The 25,878-nt window shown below is 50.2% G+C and carries 16 protein-coding genes; 11 read left to right on the top strand and 5 right to left on the bottom strand.

The features are described 5' to 3' along the window. The 3 genes from IX84_RS29410 to IX84_RS29400 form a co-directional block, all read left to right on the top strand. Nucleotides 1-1,417: T9SS type A sorting domain-containing protein (locus IX84_RS29410; RefSeq protein WP_044229937.1), on the top strand; the 1,417-nt coding region annotated here is incomplete at its 5' end. A 242-nt stretch (nt 1,418-1,659) separates the two neighbouring features. Further along, a complete protein-coding gene (locus IX84_RS29405; protein WP_044229935.1) occupies nt 1,660-3,588 on the top strand; it encodes a tetratricopeptide repeat protein in 1,929 nt (642 codons plus the stop codon). Between the two features lies 1 nt (nt 3,589). Continuing rightward, on the top strand, nt 3,590-4,645 hold the full coding sequence (locus IX84_RS29400) for a synaptic vesicle VAT-1 family membrane protein (RefSeq protein WP_081969014.1): 1,056 nt from the start codon (nt 3,590-3,592) through the stop codon (nt 4,643-4,645). Between the two features lie 2 nt (nt 4,646-4,647). Here the strand turns inward: IX84_RS29400 and IX84_RS29395 are convergent, their stop codons facing one another. The 3 genes from IX84_RS29395 to IX84_RS29385 form a co-directional block, all read right to left on the bottom strand. Continuing rightward, nucleotides 4,648-5,511 (bottom strand): calcium-binding protein, encoded by an 864-nt coding sequence (locus IX84_RS29395; RefSeq protein ID WP_044229932.1) that lies wholly within the window; start codon nt 5,509-5,511, stop codon nt 4,648-4,650. A gap of 578 nt (nt 5,512-6,089) precedes the next feature. Then, on the bottom strand, nt 6,090-8,909 hold the full coding sequence (gene carB / locus IX84_RS29390) for a carbamoyl-phosphate synthase large subunit (protein WP_044229930.1): 2,820 nt from the start codon (nt 8,907-8,909) through the stop codon (nt 6,090-6,092). 135 nt (nt 8,910-9,044) lie between these two features. Next, a complete protein-coding gene (locus tag IX84_RS29385) occupies nt 9,045-9,752 on the bottom strand; it encodes a hypothetical protein (RefSeq protein ID WP_044229928.1) in 708 nt (235 codons plus the stop codon). Between the two features lie 625 nt (nt 9,753-10,377). Between IX84_RS29385 and IX84_RS29380 the strand changes: the two genes are divergently transcribed. The 5 genes from IX84_RS29380 (at nt 10,378) to IX84_RS29360 (ending at nt 20,615) form a co-directional block, all read left to right on the top strand. Further along, the gene (locus IX84_RS29380) at nt 10,378-14,085 is read left to right on the top strand and encodes a TonB-dependent receptor (protein ID WP_044229925.1); all 3,708 of its coding nucleotides are present in this window, start codon (nt 10,378-10,380) and stop codon (nt 14,083-14,085) included. A 90-nt stretch (nt 14,086-14,175) separates the two neighbouring features. Continuing rightward, nucleotides 14,176-18,288: a hypothetical protein gene (locus IX84_RS29375; RefSeq protein WP_238578357.1), complete on the top strand. Its 4,113-nt coding sequence runs from the start codon at nt 14,176-14,178 to the stop codon at nt 18,286-18,288. A 78-nt stretch (nt 18,289-18,366) separates the two neighbouring features. Then, a complete protein-coding gene (locus IX84_RS29370; RefSeq protein WP_044229920.1) occupies nt 18,367-19,437 on the top strand; it encodes a PorV/PorQ family protein in 1,071 nt (356 codons plus the stop codon). Nucleotides 19,438-19,734: 297 nt separating this feature from the next. Further along, nucleotides 19,735-20,211, top strand: a complete 477-nt coding sequence (gene greA, locus IX84_RS29365; RefSeq protein WP_044229918.1) for a transcription elongation factor GreA — start codon at nt 19,735-19,737, stop codon at nt 20,209-20,211. 5 nt (nt 20,212-20,216) lie between these two features. Continuing rightward, on the top strand, nt 20,217-20,615 hold the full coding sequence (locus tag IX84_RS29360; protein WP_044229915.1) for an HIT family protein: 399 nt from the start codon (nt 20,217-20,219) through the stop codon (nt 20,613-20,615). A 40-nt stretch (nt 20,616-20,655) separates the two neighbouring features. Here IX84_RS29360 and ruvC read toward each other — a convergent pair whose 3' ends face one another. Further along, nucleotides 20,656-21,219 (bottom strand): crossover junction endodeoxyribonuclease RuvC, encoded by a 564-nt coding sequence (gene ruvC / locus IX84_RS29355; protein WP_044229913.1) that lies wholly within the window; start codon nt 21,217-21,219, stop codon nt 20,656-20,658. A gap of 103 nt (nt 21,220-21,322) precedes the next feature. Between ruvC and IX84_RS29350 the strand changes: the two genes are divergently transcribed. Genes IX84_RS29350 through IX84_RS29340 form a run of 3 tightly spaced genes read left to right on the top strand, consistent with a single transcriptional unit; the run spans nt 21,323 to nt 23,813 of the window. Next, complete coding sequence (locus IX84_RS29350) at nt 21,323-22,381, top strand: lysylphosphatidylglycerol synthase transmembrane domain-containing protein (protein ID WP_044229909.1); 1,059 nt, start codon at nt 21,323-21,325, stop codon at nt 22,379-22,381. Further along, nucleotides 22,299-23,162, top strand: coding sequence for a DUF3108 domain-containing protein (locus tag IX84_RS29345; protein ID WP_044229907.1), 864 nt, complete (start codon nt 22,299-22,301; stop codon nt 23,160-23,162). Before IX84_RS29350 ends, IX84_RS29345 begins: the two co-directional genes overlap by 83 nt. 6 nt (nt 23,163-23,168) lie before the next feature. Further along, entirely contained in the window at nt 23,169-23,813 is a 645-nt protein-coding gene (locus IX84_RS29340) for a DUF4230 domain-containing protein (protein ID WP_052516512.1), read from the top strand. Here IX84_RS29340 and IX84_RS29335 read toward each other — a convergent pair. After that, nucleotides 23,806-25,833 (bottom strand): carboxypeptidase-like regulatory domain-containing protein, encoded by a 2,028-nt coding sequence (locus IX84_RS29335; protein WP_044229904.1) that lies wholly within the window; start codon nt 25,831-25,833, stop codon nt 23,806-23,808. The genes IX84_RS29340 and IX84_RS29335 overlap by 8 nt on opposite strands. Nucleotides 25,834-25,878 lie beyond the last annotated feature (45 nt).

Below are 25,878 nucleotides of genomic sequence, written 5' to 3'. Positions count from 1 at the left end.
TGAGCCGATCAAGTACTCTATCAACCGTGCAGGCGAGCCTAACGGCCCTGACCAGACCGGCCTTGTGCTGACTTGTGACGACGAAGGCACGCTGGTGATCGAGATCTGGGCGTACGACGCAGCTGGCAACAGCGACTTCTGCGAGACTTACATCCTGGTACAGGACAACATGGGCGTATGCGGTGCAGCAGCACCAATGGCAGCCGGTGCAGTCAATACCGAGGACAACGAGCCGGTAGAAGATGTACAGGTCAGCCTTTCCGGCCAGGCTTCTACAGCGATGACGACTCAGAACGACGGCGCTTACGTATTCACGAACCTGACAGCAGGCCTTGACTACACGATCACGCCACAGCGCGACGGCGACTACCTCAACGGTGTGTCTACGTTCGACCTGGTACTGATCAGCAAGCACATCCTGGGCGTTGGCCCGCTGAGCACGCCATACCAGCGTATCGCAGCGGACGTTAACAACTCTGGCTCTATCACTACTCTGGACCTGATCCAGCTGCGCAAGCTGATCCTGTCTATCGATACAGAGTTCGCTAACAACACGAGCTGGCGCTTTGTAGAGGAAGCTTACGTCTTCCCAGACCCATCTAACCCATGGGCAGAGCAGTTCCCTGAAGTGATCAACATCAACGACCTGCCTGCGACAAGCATCATGGATGCGGACTTCGTAGCGGTGAAGATTGGTGATGTGAACGGTGATGCGGCAGCAAACAGCTTTGCAGTAGTTGACGAGCGCAGCTACGAAGGCACCTTTGCACTGCAGACAGACGAGCAGGAGCTGAAGGCGGGCAATGAGTACCGCGTAAGCTTCACAGCTGCTGAGCTGGCACGCATCGAGGGCTACCAGGCGACGCTGACGCTGAGCAACGGCGTAGAGCTGGTAGACATCGTAAGCGGTGTAGCGACTGAAGACAACTTCGGCCTGTCTTACCTGGGCGAAGGCATGATCACGACAAGCTGGAACGGCGAAGCATCTGATGCAGAGCTGTTCACACTGGTATTGCGCGCAAACAGCGACGTGATGCTGAGCGAAGTACTGGGCGTAAGCTCAGCAGTTACGAAGGCAGAAGCTTACGGCAAAGACGGCAGCTTCCAGGACGTAGCGATAGAGTTTGGCTCCGCCTCCGCTACAGCTTCGGCGGACAGGTTCGAGCTGTACCAGAACCAGCCGAACCCATTCAAGGGCGAGACTGTGATCGGCTTCAACCTGCCAGAGGCAGCACAGGTGACGATCACCATCAGCGACGTAACCGGCAAGGTACTGAAACTGTACCGCCAGGACGGCTCTAAGGGCTACAACCACATCACGGTTAAGTCTTCTGAGCTAGCGGCGACAGGCGTAGTATCTTACACTGTTGAAACTGGTGACTACACAGCAACGAAGAAGATGGTAATCATCAAGTAACCATCTCTTTGAGATATAGCCCGGCGGGCGCTGCTTAGGCGGCGCCCGCAGTGGGCAGACCGGGAGGCCGGGCATCCGAAAGGGCGCCCGGCCTTTCTGGTTTTAGAAGATACTATGTCAGTATCTCTAAGAATGGCTTTTCTATGTTTAGGCTTAAAGCTGACAACTTGGCTGGTAGTGAAGATCGCCGGATATTTTTTAGTTTACCTACCTTTGCAATCCTATAAATTATTTAGACCGGCATGATAAAACGCTTGATATATCTCTTTTTTGGCGCGCTGGCGTTGGCTATGGTCTTTTGTACACGTGATTTGCCAGATAGGGCCGCCCAATCTGATACCTATAAAAACCTGGCACCGGGCGTCGCATACGTAGGGATGCAAACCTGTAAATCCTGCCATTCCAATGTGCATTCGACCTTTATCCATACTGGTATGGGGCGTTCTTTTGACCGGGCAACCCTGGAAAAAACGGATGCTAAGTTTGGGCCGCATGCTGTAGTCTATGATGAAGCTTCTGATCTATACTATCAACCTTTTTTTAGGGATAGTCAGATGTATGTGCTTGAGTACCGGCTGGAAGGTTTAGATACCGTTCATCAGCGGCTGGAACAAATCGATTACATCGTAGGCTCCGGGCAGCATACGAATTCTCATATGGTCGATTTCAACGGTTACCTGTACCAGGCGCCTGTCACCTACTATACCCAGGATGAGAGGTGGGATATGGCACCAGGGTTTAGAGGCGACAACATACGGTTTAGCCGGCTATTATCAGCAGAATGTATTACCTGTCATAATCATCTGCCGGAACAGGTGCCCGGTTCTATGAACAAATATGTAAATATGCCAACGGGCATAGAGTGCGAACGCTGTCATGGTCCGGGTGAAATTCATGTAAAAGAAAAACTGGCAGGGGAAATCATAGATACCTCAAAGTTTACAGACTACTCCATTGTCAACCCCCGGGATCTTTCGCGTGACCTTCAAATGGACCTTTGCCAACGCTGTCATTTGCAGGGGATAGCTGTTTTGCAGGATGGCAAGTCATTCTACGATTTTAAGCCGGGAATGCGGCTTGAGGAGGTTTTTAATGTATTCCTGCCGCGGTATACTGATTCTCATGAGAAATTCATCATGGCTTCTCAGGCAGACCGCCTGCGCCTGAGCGCTTGTTATTTGAATTCAGAAATGACCTGTATTACTTGCCATAATCCGCACAAGAGCATCGAAGTTACAGGTAAGGGGCAATACAATAATGCTTGTAAAAGTTGTCATGATGGGCCGGAGGAATCGACTTGTGCCTTCCCTTTAGCTGAACGGTTGTCGCAGGGCAATGATTGCTCAGGCTGCCATATGCCCCGCTCCGGCAGTATTGACATACCTCATGTCAACATTACGGATCATTACATCAGCAAAGAGACTGCTAAAAGCTCAAAAAAGGAACAATCAGCTACTCAGGAAGGAACATTCCTTGGGCTGGAGATTCTGACCAAAGAGACCGGAACTGCCCTGGAAATGGCAAAGGGTTATCTTGCAATGTACGACAAGTACGTACAGTCTTCAATGGTGCTGGATTCTGCGTGGGCGTACCTGCAACGGTCAGAGGCCTTGGAGACAGAACAATTTCCGGTGGAGGTACATTACTTTTTTGCCAGAGAAGATTATTCAAATGTTTTGAGGCGAAGTACTGGCAAAATGCCTGCTGATGTGAAGGATGCCTGGACCGCTTACCGGATTGGCGAGGCTTTCTATCAGTCCGGGGAATTTCAAAAGGCTGCGAACTTCTACCGCCGGGCGGATAAATTATTGCCTTTCCATCTTGATTTTAAAGAGAAACTGGGAGCGGCGCTGGTGCAGCTACGGCAATTACCGGAAGCGGAGGAAGTCTTAGGATGGGTGATCAGAGAGAACCCCAAACGCCCAAGAGCACTTTCTAACTTTGGCTTTGTGAGAGTGCTGCAGGGGCATACCAAAGAAGCAGAAGAATATTACGACAGAGCTATTGCGCTAGACCCGGACTACATTCAGGCTTTGCTCAATAAAGCAGCGGTACGGTTACTAAATAAAGACTACAAAACTGTAAAGGAAATTTTGAACCGTGTCCTCCGGCTTGACCCGGAACATCCACAGGCAATAGCTATTTTACAACAATTAAACCAACTTCACTAGTATGGCAGGGCCCATTCCGCGCAAAGCGTATCGCATTCAGGCTAAAACGGGGCGATGGAGTACCGGTAGCCTGAACAACCTTAAATTAGAGGAGGAAACCCTGCCACCTCCTGCCGCGGGTGAAGTGCAGGTAGCCGTCCGTGCAATCGGGCTGAACTTTGCAGATATCTTCGCTATTTGGGGGCTGTATGGTGCAACGCCAACAGGGGCCTTCGTGCCAGGCCTGGAATATGCCGGAACGATAATCGCTACAGGGCCAGGAGTAAAAAATATACGCTCAGGTGACCGAATAATGGGGGTAACCCGCTTTGGTGCCTATGCTTCTCATCTTAATATCGATGCCCGCTATGTGATTCCGATGCCTGACTCCTGGACTTTTGCAGAGGGAAGTGCTTACCTGGTGCAAGTTTTGACGGCTTACTACGGACTGAAGCAACTTGGGGCTATTCAAAAAGGGCAAAACGTATTGATACACAGTGCAGCAGGAGGTGTAGGGCTTTGGGCTAACCGCATTGCTAAACAATATGAAGCCTACACAATAGGTACAGTTGGCAGCCCCCATAAACTGCAAGTACTGGAGCGGGAGGGATATGATCATGGAATCGTGCGCCGGCAGTCTTTCCGGCAGGATCTCGAGGGCGCACTTGGTGATAAGGAGCTGCATCTGATTATGGAATGCATAGGCGGGAAAATCTTCAGTATAGGCTATGATGTGCTGGCACCACAGGGTAGAATGATTGTTTACGGGTCAGCGCGCTACGCATCTGTGGGCAACCGGCCGAATTATTTGCGCCTGTTGTACCACTTTCTTACCCGGCCTAAGCTTGATCCTCAGAAAATGCCTGAGCACAACAAAAGTATTATGGGCTTCAACCTCATATGGCTGTACGAGAGGGCAGCATTGATGCATCAGCTGCTCGATGAACTGAAAAGCCTGGATTTGAGGCGCCCAATCGTAGGGGAGCGGTTTGCTTTTGAGGATTTGCATGGCGCTATCCTGCGTTTTCAGTCCGGTCAGACGGTGGGAAAACTCGTTGTGGAGCTACAAGAAGCCTGATTTTATACCAGCGAAAAGTCAGCCCAGTAGCGGTAGTCGCTTAGTGGAGTCTGTATAGGGTCATCTTCATTGAGTGGCAACAATTCACTGAGAGGGTAGGAGCGTATGGCACGCCCTTTCTGAACGGAACCAATCAGCCCTGATTTTCCCTTAGGGTCAATCCCCTCGATACCAACGATCTGTACGTTGGTGCCTGGGGCAATCTCATCCATGAGCAGCCCCTCAACTTCTGCCGGGATCGGATACTTCACCTCATGCTGGAAATGGTAAAGCCAATTGCCCAGATCGTCATCGTTGTAATCCCTGGTGAGAATCCGGAACATCCGTTTGGCCTGCGCATCTTTTCTGATATTTCCCCAGAAATAAGAATGGTAGGCTAACCTCTGCCGGTTCAGGGCTTCTGTTTCCGTATCTCTGGGAGATGCTGCTATTAGAGCTTCTTCCGGTATTTCAAAAAGGAACGGGTTGTCTCCATCTGCTAGCTCCACTATTTCTTTGAGATACTTTTCCGGTAGTTTATCTATGGTTTTGCTGTCCAGGCTAATGACGAAAAAGTTTGAATTACCATTTGTGATTCCGGTTTCTACTCTTCCACACCAACCCTTGGCAGTAAGGTTGGGCACTTCAAAACTTTGCGGATCAAGGTCAATGTTGATGCTAACGACACTTCCATGCTTAAACTTCGGATTGGTGATTTCCTGCCACATGGGATCAATGGAAAACTCAAATGCATCCGGGTCGAAACCATACTCTTCATCTTCCCAGTTGGTATTTTGAAGGTCTCGCAGGTGGAAATCAGGATGGAGGTCAGGGAGGGCCTGCCGGTTGTCATTAAAATGTGAAATAGATAATGGACTGTTGCTCATGAATGGATCACTTCAAATGATAAAAGACCATAACTATACTGACGATTAAGTGGTTTGCTATAGCAAACCTACTCAATGCTTGCCCGTGTCTCGCCGCCTTAGAGCTTTGACCACCTTAAAGGCAAGAGGGTCAGCATTTTCGCTGGGAAGTGGCTTGCGCCTGTCCTGACAAGCTACGCTTCGTCACGGGGCTGCCCTGACAAGCCATGCTTCGTCAGTGGCCGATGTCGCAAATCCAAGATTCCAGACGATGAATGTCTGGACTGTAAGCCCAGACATTCATCGTCTGGATCAAAGACCCGACATTTATCGTTCCCCGTGCTGGCCGTTAGCGCCAGTAGGTGACCACTTCGTATTGCGTATAACCTGAAAAAGCACAGGCTTAAACAGCTAGCGTGCAATCAAAGTTTTTTAAGGATTGAATGACAACTAATCAATAAACTCAGGTAGGCAATAGCGACTGTTCTTTTTATTAGCTATTCTACAAACAACAGGACATTGCCGATAGTTTGCCCCATCAAAAAAGCCCCTGGCATTTTCTTTGCCAGGGGCTTATGAAGCAGTTCCTGAATGATATCTTATCGGGTCAGATACATATACCGCTGTTTGTCAAGCTCCCGGAAGAAGGGGTCCGAGAGGTCTTTGATGAAGCGGATGCCTTCACCGGTCGATTTCATTTCCGGCCCGAGGTTTTTGTCCACATTCGGGAATTTGTTGAAAGAGAACACCGGCACCTTAATTGCAAAGCCGCCCGGACGGGGCTTGATGTCAAAGTCTTTCAGCTTATGCGTGCCCATCATTACTTTGGTTGCGATTTTGAGGTAAGGCACCTGATAGGCTTTGGCAATGAACGGTGTTGTTCTTGATGCCCGTGGGTTGGCTTCAATCACATAGACATTATCGTCTTTGATGGCGAACTGAATGTTAATCAGGCCACGGATATCGAGTGCCTTAGCTAGTTTCTCTGCGTATTCCACCATTTTACTGACGGCTTCTACAGAGAGGCTGTAGGTGGGAAGGACGGCTGAGCTGTCGCCGGAGTGGATGCCCGCAGGCTCGATATGCTCCATGATACCCATGATGTGCACCTCGTCGCCATCGCAGATGGCATCAATTTCTGCCTCTTTGGCCCGGTCCAGGAATTGGTCGATCAGGACACGGTTGTCCGGAAGGTGCTTGAAAATGCTCAGGACATGCCGCTCCAGTTCTTCATCATTGATGACGATCCGCATTCGTTGCCCACCGAGCACATAAGATGGGCGGACGAGTGCCGGGTAACCTGTTTTGCGTGCAGTTTGCAAGGCCTCATCAGCGTCGTTGGCAACGCCGTATTCAGGATATGGAATTTCGAGCTCCTTGAGCAAGTCGGAGAAGGCTCCCCTGTCTTCAGCCAGGTCCATATTCGGGAAGGAAGTACCAATGATATTATACCCTTTCTGATGGAGGGTTTCCGCCAGTTTCAGCGCAGTTTGGCCACCGAGCTGCACGATAACACCCTCTGGTTTTTCCAGCTCCAGGATTTCCTCCAGATGTTCCCAGAAAACCGGCTCAAAGTATAGCTTGTCCGCCATATCAAAGTCCGTAGAGACCGTTTCCGGGTTACAGTTAATCATAATGGCTTCGTACCCGGCTTCCTTGACGGCCATCAGACCGTGAACACAGCAGTAATCAAACTCAATGCCCTGCCCGATACGGTTAGGGCCAGAGCCAAGGACCACGATCTTTTTCTTGTCGGAAGAGGGGATACTTTCGTTCTCCTTATCGAAGGTAGAGTAGAAGTAGGGCGTTTGCGCTTCAAACTCAGCAGCACAGGTGTCCACCATTTTGTAGGTGCGGCGGATGCCCAGTTTTTTGCGGTAGTTACTGACCTCTTCATCCTCAATGCGCAGCAGCCAGGCAATTTGAGCGTCAGAATACCCAACCTCTTTGAGTTGGCGCAGGAAATCTTCTGGGATGTCCTCTGCCACGTTGTAGCGCATCAGTTGCTGCTCCATTTTGACCAGCCGCTTAATCTGTTTGATAAACCAGGGGTCAATGCGGGTGAGTTTGTGGATGGTTTTTTCCGGTACGCCGAGGCGCAGTGCATCTTTAAGCCGGAAGATGCGGTCTTCACTTGGCTTCTCCAGGCGCTCCAATATATCCGCTGTACGTATCCATTCCTTTTTGTCGGCACCCAGGCCCATGCGGTTATTTTCGAGGGACTGGCAGGCTTTTTGTAAAGCCTCCAGGAAGTTACGCCCGATGGACATGACCTCACCCACCGACTTCATCTGCAGGCCCAGCTCGTGGTCAGCCCCCTGGAATTTATCGAAGTTCCAGCGCGGCATTTTCACAATTACGTAGTCTAGCGTTGGCTCGAAGTAGGCAGAAGTGGTTTTGGTAATCTGATTTTTGAGCTCATCCAGGGTATAGCCAATGGCGAGCTTGGCAGCAATCTTTGCAATGGGGTAGCCAGTGGCCTTACTGGCCAGGGCAGAAGAGCGGCTTACCCGCGGATTGATTTCGATCACGATCAGCTCTTCCGTCTCCGGGTTGATAGAAAACTGGATATTGCATCCTCCTGCAAAGTTGCCCAGGGATCGCATCGCCTGAATGGCTTCGTCCCGCATTTGCTGATAGGCAGTATCGGAAAGGGTCATTGCCGGAGCCACCGTAATACTGTCACCCGTATGTACGCCCATAGGGTCGAGGTTTTCCACTGTACAGATGATCACCACATTATCATTGGCGTCCCTGAGCAATTCCAGCTCATATTCTTTCCAGCCCAGCACTGCTTTTTCGACCAGTACTTCATGTGTGGGAGACATACTCAGTCCCCGGCGCAGGGCAGCATCAAACTGATCAGCACTATGCACGAAGCCTCCACCGGACCCACCAAGCGTGTAAGAGGGGCGGATGACGAGCGGATAGCCGATCTGCTGAGCCGCTTCCTTACCTTCCAGAAAAGAGTTGGCGATTTTGGAAGGCGCTACGCTTAGCCCGATGTCGATCATGTGCTTTCGGAACGCTTCGCGGTTTTCTGTAAGTTCAATAGCCTCAAGATCAACGCCAATCAGGCGGGTGTTGTATTTTTCCCAAACGCCCTGTTCACCAGCTTCGATGGCCAGATTAAGGGCTGTTTGCCCGCCCATCGTTGGGAGTACCGCATCAATCTTACGCTCTTCGAGTACCTGTACGATACTTTCAACGGTAAGCGGCAACAGGTAGATGTGATCAGCAGTAACAGGGTCTGTCATGATGGTTGCCGGGTTATCGTTGATCAGGCTGACCTCAACCCCTTCTTCCCGCAGAGAGCGGGAGGCTTGAGAACCAGAATAGTCAAACTCACAGGCTTGCCCAATCACAATAGGCCCGCTTCCTATGATCAGGACGGATTGGATAGATTGATCTTTTGGCATTACGAGTATTTTAGACCGCCAACCGGTGCGAAGGAAGGAGTTACCGGTAAGGGGCAATTACAAATTGCATGCAAAGATATAATAGTTCATGGTTCCGGAACGAACGCAAACCCATGAATTTTTGATGGGGCAGGGCTATTCTGTGACTTCGAAGGACTGTTCTGCGGTGTAATACTCAATTTCGGCAGTGGCTTTTGCCCCTTGCAGGTCGAGTTGTTGTTGCTGCTTTTTGACCAGGTAAACCCGGTGCGGCCCGGGTTGAAGTTTCCTCAGCCGGATGCCTGCGATAGGAAAAGTATCACGCACAGAGGGGTTGGTCAGGGTAATAGTGGTCGCTTTATTATTGGCATCGCTAAACAACAGTACGATGCTCTCGCCTTCGTCGATTTTTTCGTCTTTGATATAAAGTGTCATGCCTTCTGAAAGGCTTGCAATGCCCCCAACTACGCTGAATGTTTCGATCGGACTAAGAGATAGCACGGCTTCCCGTGGTTGTCCATCAGCTGCCTGAAACCCGAAACGGTGGTCTTTTGCAAAAGGCGCGCGGGTGTCTAGAGTGTAACGTACCTGTTGGTCGGGCAGTGGGCGTGCATCTAAAGGGCGGCCCTGATAGGTAACTCCTCCGGGCATTTCAACCGGTTGAGCAGTGGAGATACTATCGCCTTCGCGGAAAGCAGCCGTGACTTTGAGCTGCCCCTGCGGAGCGATGTATCTGACAAAAAGGCTTGCGTAGGTGGTAGGCCCGGGCTGTTCGGGCTTCTCTTCTGCCTGACAGCTGCTAATTGAAAGCCCGATTAGCAAAAGCAATGAAAATTGTAGGTAAGTCAGGTGTGTTTGTCCCATCTTAAATTGGTTTAAATTGATCGTAAATTTAATTCCTTATTTGGGAATTTTGAAGGGAATACTACGTGGCAAACTATCGGATGGGCTATATCAGGGAATTTGGGCAGGTCAGTGCATACGCAAAGGCGGTGCAGGAAGGGAGCCGTTGTTTGTGCTAATTGCCGACATATTCTCTTTGTTGGTCAGGGTTTATTGATTTCAAAATCCTGATTGGTGGGGGTAAAGGTTTCGTCCCTTTGGGCTGAGCAGGTAATATCATCACAAGTAGGCTAGAGGATAAATTCCTTGTCAGCCAGAGGACTAAAATATCATTCTTTGGAATTAACAAGGAAGCGTTATATTTGCGCGGTCCGTTTAGCTAAAGCCTCATTATCCAATAGAACGGGAAAGCAGGTTTTTTAAAATCAGAAACCTGACTTATGCACAAATGTGATTGGTGAAGAACACAGATTATTTCCTACTTTTGGGAATGAGCAGGTGACCTCCCTCTCACAAATCCCAAAAGCATCAAGCAGGAAACAAAGCGATAAATCCTGATAATCATCAGGTTAGAAAGAGAGCGAACATTAATTTACACAGCTAGGGAAACCCATTGGTTTGTCGAAATTTTAAAACAGGAAATTTTATGGTACGTAATTTACTCGTGTTATTCGTACTCCTCCTTTCGGGAGCGACTGTCTTCGGGCAGACTTCGCTTCAGGGAGAGGTGGTAGACGATACCGGGGAGCCGATTATTTTCGGCTCGGTAGCACTCTACAAAAACGGAGTACTCATTACTGGTACTGAGACCGATTTTGATGGTAACTATGCCTTCAATGAAATCGATCCCGGTACTTATGATGTTGAAGCCAGCTATGTTGGCTACAATAAGCAGCGTGTGGAAGACGTAAAAGTCTTCGCTGGTAAGGCCAACCGCCTCGATATCACAATGACCTCGGATGCGGTTAACCTCGATGAGGTCGTGGTTACTTCCTATAAGGTGCCGCTCGTAGAGCAGGATAACACCACACAGGGGGCAACTATCACCAGTGATCAAATCAAGAACCTCCCTACACGTAACATCAACGCGCTCGCCGCAACCACTGCTGGCTTGGCCAGTGCGGATGAAGGGGACGCTATCGCCGTCCGGGGATCCCGGAGCAACGCAACCGATTACTACGTAGACGGTATCCGTGTACAGGGTAACCTGATTCCGGAATCGGAAATCGAGCAGCTACAGGTCATCACCGGTGGTATCGAAGCGCAGTACGGTGACGTGACCGGTGGTATCATTTCGATTACAACCAAAGGGCCATCCAATCAGTTCTCCGGTGGTGTTGAAGTAGAGACTTCTCAGTTTACGGATGCATTCGATCAGAGACTTGTGGGCTTCAACCTCTCAGGTCCTATCTTAAAGAAACGGAACGAAGATGGTACAAAAGGAGAGTCTATTTTGGGCTTCCGCCTTGCAGGTCGTTTGACAGATCAGCTGGATGATGACCCGCCCGCAACGCCTATTTTCAGAGTGAAAGATGAGGTGCTGGCAGAACTGCAGGCCAATCCAGTTATCCAAGTTGGAGGTAACAGTTTGGTTGCTGCTGACTTCCTCACTAACGAGGACGTGGATATCCTGGATTTTCAGCCCAATGAGCAGTATACTCGTTATGACCTTACCGGTAAACTGGATGCCCGTTTGAGCGATGCAATCGATATTACGATTACAGCTCAGGCATATGATCAGGCCAATCAGTTCACGCCAGGTGAAGGCTCTCAAACCGGGACAAACTGGCGCCTGCTCAACCTGCAGAATAACCCAACGAGCAATGAGCAGAACTACCGTGGCAACTTCCGCTTCCGTCACCGTTTGGGCGGTGCCAACTCCGGAGATGAAAGTGGTGGCTCTTTGATTCAGAATGCAAGCTATACGCTACAGTTTGGATATGAAAAGAACCTTCAGGATCTTGAAGACCCGCGTCATGGCGATAACCTGTTTAACTATGGCTACATTGGTCAGTTCGAACAGGAATGGCGCCCTACCTGGGACATTCAGCCGGACGATTCACTGGGCGTGGTAGCCATTCATACAGACTACCTACAGGTACTGACCGACTATACACCGGGTGATGTAAATCCGGTTCTGGCCAACTACAACAACGTTTTCCAGGATGGTGATGCCTTTGAGATACCACCTACCCTGCAGGCCTTTAATACTTTCAATGGGGTGACCAACTCCGTATTTAGCAGTTCGTGGAACTTCCATACTAATGTTGGTACGGTATACAACCTGAACCGTAAGCGCGATCGGGATACCTATACTTTCCAGGCGCGTACTTCTTTCGACCTGGTGCCGGGTGGTTCTGACAAAGGCCGCCACAACATTCAGCTGGGTGTCTGGTACGAGGAGCGGATCAACCGCGAATGGTCCATCAATCCACGTTCTCTGTGGCTGCTTTCCCGTCAGCTGGCAAACAGCCATATTCAGGGTATTCCATTTGGAGAAGACAACCGTCCACTTAGTGATACATTGGACGTGGTACCTGTATTTGATCCACAGACAGGTGCTCCGATTATCAATCCATTTACCGGTGAGCAGTTCATGGGCGCTATCCATGATGTTGTGATTACACCGGGGGACGAAGCTCAGTTCTATGAGCGTGTTCGTAATGTAACCGGTGACGGCCTTAAGGACTTCGTGAATATAGATGCCCTTTCTCCTGATCAGCTGAGCCTGGATATGTTCTCAGCCCGGGAGTTGAACGACTTTGTTGTTGGTGGCTCGCCTATCCTGAGTTACTTTGGTTACGATTACCTTGGTAATGCTTTTAATGGTTCTTTTGAGGACTTCTTTACCACCCGTGACCCCGTTACCGGGCTGCGTACCTTCCCGGTAGCGCCTTTCCGTCCGATTTACGGTGCAGCCTACATTCAGGATAAGTTCACCTTTAAGGACATCATTTTCCGTTTAGGTGTACGGGTTGACCGCTATGATGCGAACACAAGCGTACTCAAGGACAACTTCTCTCTTTACGAGATACTTGGTGCAGAGGACTACCACACTCAATTCGGTGGGGAGCGTCCTGGTGGTATTGGTGATGACTTTAAGGTATACGTTGATGAGTCAGGCGAAAACGTTCAGGCTTACCGCGATGGTGAAAATTGGTTCCGTCCTAATGGTAACCCGGTAAACAACCCTGCCCTCATTTTTCAAGGTGGCACTGTCAACCCGATCTACGCAAGTGAGCGTGCCCGAGAGGATGTTGACTACATCAAGAAGGAGGACTTCAACCCGGATGCATCCTTTGAGGATTACGAAGTACAGGTTAATGTGATGCCGCGTCTGGCTTTCTCTTTCCCGATTTCTGATGAGGCGAACTTCTTCGCTCACTATGATATCCTTGTTCAGCGCCCGCCATCAAACTCGATCGCGTCTCCGCTGGATTTCTTCTACTTCTTTGACCGCCCTAACCTGGATCGGAACAACCCGAACCTGCGTCCGGAGCGTACCATTGACTATGAAGTAGGTTTCCAGCAGAAGCTGTCTAACTCCTCTGCTTTGAAGATCGCTGCCTACTACAAGGAGATGCGCGATATGATTCAGCTGCGTACCTTCTTCCCGGTTCCGATTATTGGTCGTTACACGACTTTTGACAACCTGGATTTTGGTACAGTTAAAGGCTTCTCACTTGCTTATGACCTGCGTCGGACAGGTAATGTATCTCTGAACCTGAACTATACGCTTCAGTTTGCTGACGGTACAGGGTCAAACGCAGAATCACAGCGTAACGTAGCCAACCGTGGTGTACTTCGTACGCTGTTCCCACTTAACTTTGATGAGCGTCACCGCATCGTTGCCGTACTGGATTACCGCTACGGATCAGGGAAGCAGTACAACGGGCCACGTTTGTTTGGTTCAGACATCCTTGCCAACGCAGGTCTGAACCTGCAGGCAACAGCCGTATCCGGTCGTCCATTCACTGCCACGAGCCTGCCTCAGGAGTTGGGCGGTGCTGGTGTGATTGGCTCACTGAATGGTGCACGCCTGCCCTGGAATTATGTACTTAACGCACGGATTGACAAGAACTTCAACATCGGCAAGAACATGGGGCTCAACATTTACTGTCGGGTTTCCAACCTTCTTGACCGCCGTAACGTGATCAATGTTTATTCTGCGACTGGTTCTCCTGAAGATGACGGCTACCTGGCTTCACCTTTCGGACAGAGCCAAATCCAGAGTATTGATGCTTCTCAGCGGGACGTACAGGCCTTCCTGGCATCTTATCAGTGGCGGATGTTGAACCCTAACTTCTTCAGCCTTCCACGGCGGATTTACCTGGGTGCAATCTTTGATTTCTAATACAACTTTTGATGTGCCCCGCCGCCTGCCTTGCATGGTTGGCGGCGGGGGCAGTCATTCTTCATTCTTTCAATTTTAAAAATGCGTGCTATGCGTAAAATATTATTCACTTTATTGGGAGCCGTACTTTCGGTTGCCGTGGCTTCTGCCCACGTCAATCCCGAACGAGAGAATGCCCCCAATAATAACAACGATCAAGTCAGCTTCCGGTCTAACTGTGATGTGGCCAAAGCTCAGCGCGATCAGGCGGTGAACAACGTTCGTGCCCGTCTGACAACCGGAGGCGACGTATGGTGGGATGGCAACGACGGTCGTTACGTCGTGCCGAAGGTCCCGCCTGGTGAGCCTGAAGTGTCTTCCATCTTTGCCGGTGCCGTTTGGCTCGGTGGTGTGGATGCCGCAGGTAACCTTAAGCTTGCTGCTCAGACTTACGGCCGCAGTAGCGGTGCTACCGACTTCTGGTCTGGTCCATTGACTCCGCTTAACGCGGAAAACCCAGGTGAGACTGACCAGGAAACTTGTTCTAACTGGGATGCATTCTTTGTCGTGACCGGTGACGAAATTGATGAGCACCTGCGTCTCTACAATGAGTCTATCGAAAACGGAACGCCCTACGAGGCTTCACAAATACCAAGTGGTGTACGTGGCTGGCCTGGTCGTGGCAACCCTTATTTCTTTGATGTTAATGGCTTTGAACTGCCAAATACTGCTCAGGGCCTTGCCGGATTTGCCGATCAGGATGCAGATGGTTTGTATAACCCGCTGAATGGTGACTTCCCAATTATTGAGATTCGCGGATGTCCGGACCCTCAATATCCGGATGAAATGATCTTCTGGATCTACAATGATAACGGTAACGTTCACACACAGTCTAACGCGGATCCAATCCGTATGGAGATTCAGGTTCAGGCTTTTGGCTATGCTACAAACGATGAGCTGAACGACATGACCTTCCAGCGTTATAAGCTGATTAACCGTGCACTTGAGCCGATCGATTCTACTTTCTTTGCAATGTGGGTTGACCCGGATTTGGGTTGCTACACAGATGACTTCATCGGTTGTGATACCGTACGTAGTTTAGGTTATGTATACAACGAAGATGCACTGGACGGGCAGACAGGATGTACATGTCCCGGTGGGGTGAACACCTATTGTGACGAAATTCCGCTGCTTGGGGTTGACTACTTCCGTGGACCACTTGCTCCGGTACGTTTTGGTGAGAATGGCGAGTTGATTCCAATCGAAGTAGGGGAAAACCCAGATACTGCTATTGAATTGGGCATGTCTTCCTTCACCTATTATAACAATGGGGGCCTTCCGGGAACACCTCCGGGTACTTCTGACCCCGGTCAGCCCATTGAGTACTACCGGTACCTCACAGGCCACTGGCGTGATGGTACACCATTTACCTACGGAGGCGAAGCCTACCAGGATGGTACTGAACCTATTGATTACGCTTACACAGAAGCTCCAGACGATGTAGACGGATGGTCCATGTGTACCGCAAATGTAACGCTTGGCCAGGACCGCCGTACGATTCAGGCTTCCGGTCCCTTCCTGCTAAGCCCGGGTGCGGTGAATGAGCTGATTATTGGTGTGGTTTGGGTTGCTGATCAACCTTACCCTTGTCCTTCCATCCGTCAGTTGCAGCAGGCCGATGATATTGCACAGGCCCTGTTTGACAACTGCTTTGATATTGTGGACGGACCAGATGCACCGGATATCGATATTATCGAACTGGATGAGGAGCTGATCCTTGTCCTAACTAATGACGAGGTACAGTCCAACAACGCTTTCGAAGCTTACGCAGAGCGCGGGCTCGAGATTCCTGAGACGGTTGAGGACAGCCTTTATGTGTTTGAAGGGTATAAGATTTATCAGGTGGCTGGTCCTAACGTAGGCCTGACTCCTGAGAATGTTAATAATCCAAGTCTTGTGCGCCTTATTGCACAGGTCGATATTACGAATGGCGTAGACCGCCTCTTCAACTGGGTATCTGTTGATAACCCAACCGGAGAGCCTTATTATGTGCCTGAGTTGCAGGTGGAAGGACGTAACCGCGGCATTCAGCATACCTTCCGGGTGACGGAGGATGCCTTCGCTGAGGGCGCCCGCTCACTAATCAACCACAAGCAATATTACTTTGTAGCAGTAGCCTATGCTTACAATGAGTATGAGCCATTCGATCCTGAAACGGTACTTGGCCAGCCAGAACCTTATCTGGAGGGTCGTGGTAACATCGGACCTAATGGTGATGGTTTGCCGTACACTGCCATACCAAGGCCTATTATTTATCAGGACCTGAATGCGGCTTATGGTGATGGTGCCATCATCACGCGTATTGACGGAGTCGGTGCAGGTCGTAACTTCCTGGACCTGAGTGAGGAAACTCATGCAGGAATGGAGGAAGCGTTTGCAGATGGAGAATCTTACAAAGAAAACCTGGTGTACGCTCCGGGTGCCGGTCCAATTGAAATCCTGATCTACAATCCGCTTGATGTTGTTGACGGCGAATTCGAGATTGAATTTATGGACAGCAATATGGATGATGAAACCCTGGAAGATGACGCCCGCTGGGTGCTTCGCAACCTTGGTGACGGTACTGAAATCATGTCTGCACGCACGATAGAGGTTCTGAATGAGCAGATTATCGCTGAATTTGGTTTCTCTGTAAACATTGGTCAGGTTGCTGAGCCAGGTGAGCAGGAAACCGAAGAAAACGGCTACATCGGTTTTGATATCGAATACGAAAGAGGCAATGCTGCGAATCCATGGGTAGCTTACATTCCTGAGAACTTTGACCTCACCGGAGGTCAGGCAGGTTTTGGCAACAGCCAGTTGTTCGATTACATGTCGACTGCTGATGGAGAGCGGGATGCTGCGATTGACCCGGATGGTGGGTTGACGCAGTTTGGTGAGGCGCCACTTATGCCTTATTATCTGCTTGACTGGACCGCACGCGGAGAATTCCAGCTCCCATTCATCAGCCCGGTTTGGGCTAACAACAGTGGTAGCGGTATCGTTCGTAACCAGATGGACCTGGAAGATCTGAATAATGTCGATATCGTATTCACACCAAATAAGGATCTTTGGAGCCGCTGTGTCGTTATCGAAACAGCCAACCGTTTCTACACAGAGTCCGGGTTTACCACTCAGGGTAATGTGAATCAGTTTGATCTGCGTGCCGCTCCTTCAGTAGGCAAAGAGGCGGGGCCTGATGGCCTTCCTATACCGGATGAAGACGGCAACGGCATGGGGTGGTTCCCAGGCTATGCCATCGATGTGGAAACAGGTCAGCGCCTGAATATCTTCTTCGGAGAGAACTCTGTTTATCGCCCTGATAACCCATTGCTGGCAGATACAGCTGTGACTTTCACGGATGGCAATAACGGAGCGGACATGATGTTCAACCCATCCAGCCAGATTGTGATTCCTGAGGTTGCGAACCTTGGCTTGCTGCCAGTATACGCAGGTGGTCAGCACATGATTTACGTTACTAAAACACCTTACGATAGCTGTGCAAGCTTCCGGGATAATTTCGAGCCAAGCCCACTACCATTGTCTAAGGTACGCTCCGTACGTGAAATCACCTGGGCTGGCCTGATGATCGGTAACAACGATTTCCCATTCACTAACTACCAGCAGGGGCTTATTCCCGGAGGAGAGGAAGTGCGTGTGAAACTCCGTGTGACCAATCCATATCAGGTAGAAGTGGACGTCGACAATATTGATGGCGATCAGCGTACCGGTACAGGTGAGAACAACTACCATCCGAAGTATCAGTTCTCTATCGAGGGCGCAGCTCCTACTGAGCTTGATGAGGAAGGTATTGCTGATGCACTGGAGGACATTCTTGTAGTGCCGAACCCATACTATGGCTTCTCAGACTATGAGACTTCACAGTTCACAACTACGGTTAAGATCACAAACCTGCCAGAGAAATGTGTGGTGACCATCTACACACTCGAGGGCAAGTTTATCCGTCAGTACAACCGTGATGAGATCGGAACCATTCCGGAAGGAGGTAACCGTGCCGTTGAGCGTAATCAGGTCACCCCTGCATTGGAGTGGGACCTGAACAACAGCAAAGGTATCCCGGTGGCAAGTGGTGTATACCTCATTCACGTTGCAGCGGAAGGACTTGGTGAAAGAACCATTAAGTGGTTCGGTGTGAACCGTCAGTTTGACCCATCTGGGTTGTAAGCAACCTTAGAATTTTAAAATTTAGAGAGTCTTTCTGCCTCCCTGGAAGGAGGCAGAAAGCTCCTCAAAATATTTGGTATGAATAAAATTACTACTTTACTTTTTGCCGTGGCTTTGGTTTGGGGTGTCACAGAATCTGCCTTCGCAGGTAACCCGGACCGTCAAGGTGAGGCAGGAGCAGCGCAGTTGCTGCTCAACCCCTGGGCAGAAAGTGCAGGGTTGCACTCAATGACAACCTCTTTTGTGTCGGGTGTGGAAGCCATGCGCATCAATGTGGCAGGCTTATCCCGTATCAATAAAACAGAAGTGCAGATCGGACACGGCCGGTATCTGGAAGGTACAGATATTCTCCTCAACGGGCTGGGTGTATCTCAGAAGGTAGGGGAGTCTGGCGCGATCGGTATCAGCCTGATGTCTGTGGATTTCGGTGATATCCCTGTGACGACTACTGATCAGCCGGGAGGTACCGGTTCAACGTTTTCACCCAGCTTCTTTAATCTGGGCATTGGTTATTCGCATACCTTCGAGAACAAAATCTCCGTTGGTGTGCTTTTCCGTGGCGTTTCAGAGTCTATCGCGGATGTGAACGCGTTTGGCTTTGCGCTTGACGCGGGCGTTCAGTATGTTACCGGAGAGAATGACAACTTCAAGTTTGGTATCGCACTTCGCAATATTGGTGGCCGTATGCAATATGGTGGTGAAGGACTCACCACTCAGGGCCCTTCTCCAAATAACGGGGGATATGAGCTGACGTTCAATCAGCGTGCTGCAGACTTTGAGTTGCCTTCTATGCTGAACATCGGACTGTCTTACGATTTCCTGATTACCGGTGGCACGCACCGCATCACAGTACTGGGTAACTTTACATCCAACTCCTTCTCTCAGGATCAGGTTGGTGGTGGTATCGAGTACTCACTCAAGGACTTCTTTATGGTTCGTGGTGGTTACCGTTATGAGTTTGGTGCCGGTGATGCGGATACCTTCGATGACCCGATTTATACCGGGCTGAGCGCAGGTGCAACGATTGCTGTACCACTGGGCAAGGACACTCCGGAAAGCCGTGCTTCGCGTTTTGCGATTGACTACGCTTACCGGACTACCCGTGTCTGGAATGGTACCCACAACATCGGTGTACGCATCTCAATTTAAGATAGCCCCCTGATACTTGCTTAATTCAGGGGTTTCACTTATATTTGTTTTTTACTTAGAGGCAAGAACGCTTCCGTCAATAGTACAGGAGCGTTCTTGCCTTTTCGTATAAGAATAGGAAGTTCCCTGTTCCACTCACATACTACGCTTTCATTTCTGAAGTTTTTCCCGTGATTACTTTTGGCCTTCTGTCCGGATTCCTACAGAAAGCAGGCACGGTTGACGTCAGTTATATAAAGCGCCTAGCGAATACGGTGGGCTGTGCGGGGCACTATTGTTTTAATCAAACTATAGATTATGTCTGGTATTAATTATCTGACCAAAGAGGGATATGAAAAGCTGAAAGCCGAATTGGACGAAATGAAGACCAAAGGGCGGAAGGAAGTAGCCGCTGCCATTGCGGAAGCACGCGAGAAGGGCGACTTGTCAGAAAATGCTGAGTATGATGCAGCAAAAGATGCTCAGGGCATGCTGGAGTTGAAAATCAGCGAAATGGAGAAAGTCTTGTCCAATTCCCGGATATTGGATGCCAGTCAGTTGGATATGTCCAAGGTGACTGTCCTCAGCAATGTGCTCATAAAGAATACCAAAACGGGCAAAACTGTAAAGTATACCCTGGTTTCTGAGTCAGAAGCAGACCTTAAGGCCAAAAAGATATCTGTCAACTCCCCGATTGGCAAGGGCCTCCTGGGAAAGGAAGTCGGAGAGATTGCAACCATCGAAACCCCAAGGGGAAATATCGACTTTGAGGTCATGAACATTTCAATTGACTAAGCATTATGGCTTCCATTTTCACGGAAATTATAAAAGGGGAAATCCCTTCTTACAAAATCGCTGAAGACGATCGCTACTATGCGTTCCTGGATATACGACCGCTTGCCAAAGGGCATACGCTTGTGGTGCCTAAGCAGGAAGTAGACTATCTCTTTGATGTGGAGGATGACTTACTGGGCGGAGCTATGATTTTTGCCAAACGGGTGGCCAAAGCACTGGAATCTGTAATTGATTGCAAACGGGTAGGGGTAATGGTTATTGGTACTGAAGTACCGCATGCGCATATCCACCTTATCCCTTTCCAGAAAGAAGCACAAATTGACATCACCCGCAAGCCTATTGAAATGAGTAGCGAGGCTATGGAAGCCCTTGCGGCAGAAGTGCGTGCTAAAGTGGCGCTTTGAACAGAAGAGAAAATACGGACAGCCCCGGGCGGCAAAGCACTTACGCTTTTCGTCCGGGGTTGTCTTTTAGGAAGCTGCTCCAGTCACTGTAGCGTTTTTTCCCCTTGAGTACACTACCGGACTGATAGAAATGGCAGACAGCGGTAGCGAGGGCGTCCGTGGCATCAAGGTAATAGTCATCCATATTAAACTTAAGAATGTTGCCGAGCATGGCGGCTACCTGTTCCTTGCTTGCATTTCCCTTACCGGTGACCGATTGCTTAATTTTTCGGGGCGAGTATTCTGTGATGCCTACGCCCTTGGTCATCGCGGCAGCAATGGCAACCCCCTGCGCCCGGCCAAGTTTAAGCATGGATTGCGGATTCTTCGCATAGAAAGGGGCTTCGATTGCCATCTCCCGGGGCTGATAGATATCCACAATACTCTGCAGGCGTTCAAAGATGTGCTGTAGCTTTTCCTGATGTGTATTGAACTTGCCCGGGTAAATGACGCCCATGTCACAAAGCGCCATTTTGCGGCCCTTGATATCAAGAATAGCATATCCCAGGATGTTAGTTCCGGGGTCAACACCGAGTAAGCGGTAAGAAGAATCTTCAGTTTTCAAGAAAGTCGTTTATATTGCGCCAATTGCCATGCTTCCGCAATATAGGTTAATTTCATCTGGCAACAAATACTTTGAACGATTTTGTTAGTTAAAACATTTGCGCATGCGCCTGAACCGCGATTATCGCTTTTGGCTGGATGCAGCGTTCAAGGTATTGATCGTTGCAGCATTACTATATATCCTCTATCAGGAGATTGGCGGGCAGGAGCGGCTTTCTGACCTCTGGGAGCAGTTGAGCTACCGCCTTGGAGAAAGCAGCAAATGGTGGTTGTTGCCGGCAATCCTTCTGATGCCCGTTAACTGGTGGCTGGAAAGCTGGAAGTGGCAACGCCTGCTGAGGCCCTTCTGGCCCATTAAACCATGGCAAGCTTTCAAGGCTGTGGCTTCCGGCATTACCTTGTCCCTGTTCACGCCTAATAGGATTGGGGACTACGGTGGGCGGATCCTTGCCGTCCCTGCCCTGCACAACTGGCATGCCGTCGTTGCCACAATGGCCGGCAACGTGGCCCAGTTGCTTGCGTTATTTACCGGGGGGCTGCTGGGGGCATTGTACTACCTGGAAGTACAGGGAGGCTTGCCCAGGCTATTGATCAGCAGCTTTTGGTGGGTGTTGTTTGCCGGCATAGGGGTGACGTACCTGTTCTATTTCAACCTGCACTGGCTGGCCGTATTGCTCCGTACGCTGCCCGTGCCCCGGAAGTGGCTTAAGCCAGTGCTGATGATCCGAAGTTTCACCCGGAGACAGCTGGCAGAAGCCTTGTTACTGGCCTTTGCCCGTTACAGTGTTTATTGCCTGCAGTACTACCTGATGATACGGTTCTTTGGCATTTCCGCCCCCCTGATTGGTGCGCTTAGCGGTATTGCCACTATTTTCCTTTTTCAGGCTACAGTACCTCTGCCACCGGTGGCTGCTCTGCTGGCCAGGGGTGAGGCTGCGCTTTTGGTTTGGGCGCCCTTCTCAGCCAATGAACTGAGTATACTGGGCGCTACTTTCGGGTTGTTTATACTAAATCTCGCCTTCCCCGCGTTACTTGGAGTGATGTTTATCGTCAAAATAAATGTCTTAAAATCGCTAGGTTATGATGCAAATGCCCCTGAAAGTCAACGCAATGGCGTTTCCGGTTCTTTTCCTGATCGCCACGTTGAGCCCTCATCAGAATAAACAGGCTCAAACGCAGAGCCATTTAACCCATCAAGCGGTCACTTGTGCTGTTGAAAACCAGGCTTTCAAAGATGGAGAAACCATAACCTATAAGCTTTATTACAACTGGAACTTTGTCTGGCTCTCGGCTGGCGAGGTTCAATTTAAGGTTAAGGAACTGGATGATCAGTTCCATTTTTCTGCTATGGGCACGACTTACAAGTCCTACGAGTGGTTTTTTAAGGTGCGCGATTATTACGAGAGCTATGTAGATAAGAAAACCCTGCTGCCGGAGGTGTCTGTACGGGATGTGGAAGAAGGGAAGTACCGCTTGTATGACCGGGTGACTTTTGATCAGGACAAGGGCAAAGCCTTCTCCTTACGCGGCAAGTCTAAGGAAACGGCAGAAATGGCCAAATATGATATTGACCCTTGTATGCATGATGTGCTTTCTATGGTTTACTTCCTCCGTAATGTGGATATCACCAATTATAAGAAAGGTGATGCGCTTCCACTGAAAGTATTCATGGACAAAGAGTCCTGGCCCCTGAAGATGACTTATGCGGGGAAGGAAGGGGATGTCAAAGTCAAGGGGCTGGGGCGCTTCAATACAATAAGGGTAAGCCCCGAAGTCATTGCCGGCGATATCTTTGATGATGACACAGAGATGAACATTTGGGTCACGGATGATCAAAACCGCCTGCCGCTTTTGATAGAATCCCCGCTATCAGTCGGTTCTGTCAAGGCAGTGCTCAAAGATTACAAAAACCTCCGGCATGACCTCCGCGCCGAAGTTAAATAGCATTTCATGATTAAGCGAGTGTTGGTCTTTATAGGATTGCTGGCTGTATTTGGAGCTGGGTTCGGACTGGCTTACAGCCTGCTGCGCAACTCCCCGGCACCCGAAACGACCATTCAGAACAGCACGGTACTGCTTAATCGGGTAGAGGAGGTCTGCAAGCTGGTCACTGTAGAGGGGCATTTCAGTGAGTTGTACGACGAGACGAATATTCGGCGTTTTACGGTCTATGTACCGATGCCGAGCACGTTTTCCTTCTCCAAGAAGGCGATTCTTCAGGTGGAAGGCAAGGTTTTAGTGGGGTACGACCTGAAAAATATCAAAATCACAGCAGATAGCACGCAGAAACGGGTAGTGCTCAGCCATATCCCGGAGCCGGAAATCCTTTCGGTTGACCATACCATTGCTTACAAAAACCTGTCTGAAAGCTTCTTCAATAGTTTTGCCCCGGAAGACTATACCCGGCTGAATGCCAATGCAAAGGCAATGCTCAGGGAAAAAGCCAAGGGGAGCGACCTCATGCAGGAAGCCCGCCTGGAGGGCAACCAGCTGATCCGTATCATGGACTTTATTGTCCGCTCGGCAGGATGGTCGCTTTTTATTCAGACTCCCGGCTCCAATGTACCTTTGCCAGCCGATAGCCTTCTTACTTGAGCAAAATGCCTACTGTGATGGCATAAGTGGGCAGCGTACCGGCTATCGGGCTAATGCCTTCCACGCCTTCCCGCCATGCTCTGACTTCCTGCCCGTTGGTGGTGAGTTCTGCCCGCTTAGGGAATACACGGCCCCGTTCTCTTAGAAAAACCCGGTCTGAATGGCGGAAGGGCACCCGGTAGTCGCCCCGTACAAAGAGCTCCCGGCTGGGGTTTAGCTCAATAGCCATTTCCAGACTGAACTTCCAACTGTATATGCGGTCTCCGAGGTACATATTCACCTTATTGGCTTTAATGGTTTTGTCATCTGCTTCAAAGTTGCCGTAGTCATTATCCGCTTCACCCAGCTTTCTGGCATAAAACATGCGGCTAAACTGGGCCATGGGACGTACATAGAACGGGCGGTACCGCTTGGTCAGGTTAAACTGGAAGCCACCTCCAATTGCACTTTCCCGGTAAATGCTGTTCCACAGGTCCCGGGCAAGGGTCCACCGCAGCAGGTACCGGTCTTGGTACGTGATATCGAGGGCCCATTGGTAAACAGGCTCGATATTGCGCGCTTCGAGGTTATCTGTCAGCTCCAGAATAGGCGTTCCTTCCGGGGAGGTGGTATAAACGCCCAACGTATAGGCGGCAGCTTCCGTTGGCAGAAAGTGAACGCCAGCTCCATAGCTGAAATGAAAGCCCCAATTGGAGGCGCCTCTTAGAACCGGAGGGCTGCCCGGAGCATAGCTGATATTGAAACTGTCGCGGCCTGGCTGGCTCTGAGACTGTACCTGCGGAATCGAATCCTGTTGCCGCCGCAGGGTATTGAGAAAAGTAGTGTCAAAAACCTCGGTTGCTTTATCCTGATTGTTAAGCTGCCGTACCGTCTCTGCCAGGCGTTCATCATTGATAGGGGCGGTGTTGTAGGACGTCCAGAAGTCTTCATCGTAGGTTCCGGTCCGGTCGAGGAACCGGTCGTTCCGGTCCAGTTGTTCCATGTAGGGGATGACCTTTCCGCGGCCGGGTTTGACTTCCGTTACAATTAGTTCATTGGTATAGATGCCGCCATCGCGCCAGGTCCCTTCCCGGAGCGCTTCACTGAGGTGCCAGCGCCCGTCAACCTCACGGTAGTTGACGAAGTAACGGTTGCCTTTCCAGTTGCCCGTGTAGAGTGGATAGTCATTGTATTTGCGCTGTGCATCGGGCAGGATTTCAAAGGAAGCGCGCACGAATGCGTAGGAAGAGGTATCAATGTAAAGCTCGCCTTTCATGCGTGCGCGTTGATCTCCCGCCTCCTGGTCGAAGCTGATGACGTATACCGGCCGGTCGTTATGGGTGGTGATGTTGGAGACCCAGTATTTGTAGGCTCCGAAGTTGTCCTCTTCCAGAAAGTCCTCCCGGTTTTTAACAAAGTCAAACCGGTCGGCAGCGAGGTGGCCGGAAGAAAAGCCAGTACTGTTGCGCAGTTCTTCCTCCGGGACAAGGGTGACTTGCCGGCCCTGAACCAGCCCTACCTGACCTTCCTTGTCGTTTTTGTAACTGGTCTTATACAGGTTTAGCACTCCTTCTGCGAGGTAGATGTAATCCTGATCTGAGTTGGTTTTGGACTCCCGGTAAAAACCAGTCATGGAGGTAGGGTAGTCGGGGTAGTTGTCCGGGATACGCCGGACCGCTTTGCGGATGATGTCTTCGATTGTTTGTTCGTCCATCACCACGATTTCCTGAAGCATGGAGGGCGCAGGTTGCAGGCGGACGGTCAGGGGCCCGTTTATGCCAGCAATAGATCTTTGGAAGTTTTTAAAGCCCAGGTAGGAAACCTGTAGCTCGGAGCCACGGTAGTACTCCGGTACTTTCAGGGTGAATTTGCCATCGTAGCCGCTTGTTGTGCCAATGGCTCGCTGCGGGATGCCAACATGAGCATGAGACAGGGGCGACCCGGTTTTGGCATTCAGCACTTGTCCGCGCAATACAAAGTAGCTGTCCTGTTGAGCCGGAAGCAGCAATGGCAAAAGCAAAAGGATAAACAGGTAACGCATAGGGTAAGTAGTTTTTCATTAGCATGACGGTCTAACAGGCGATTT

Origin of the sequence: Phaeodactylibacter xiamenensis, from assembly GCF_000759025.1 — a bacterium.
GTDB classification, from domain to species: domain Bacteria; phylum Bacteroidota; class Bacteroidia; order Chitinophagales; family Saprospiraceae; genus Phaeodactylibacter; species Phaeodactylibacter xiamenensis.
Note: the sequence above shows the minus strand (reverse complement) of the source record. Positions and strands in the feature narration are given on the sequence as shown.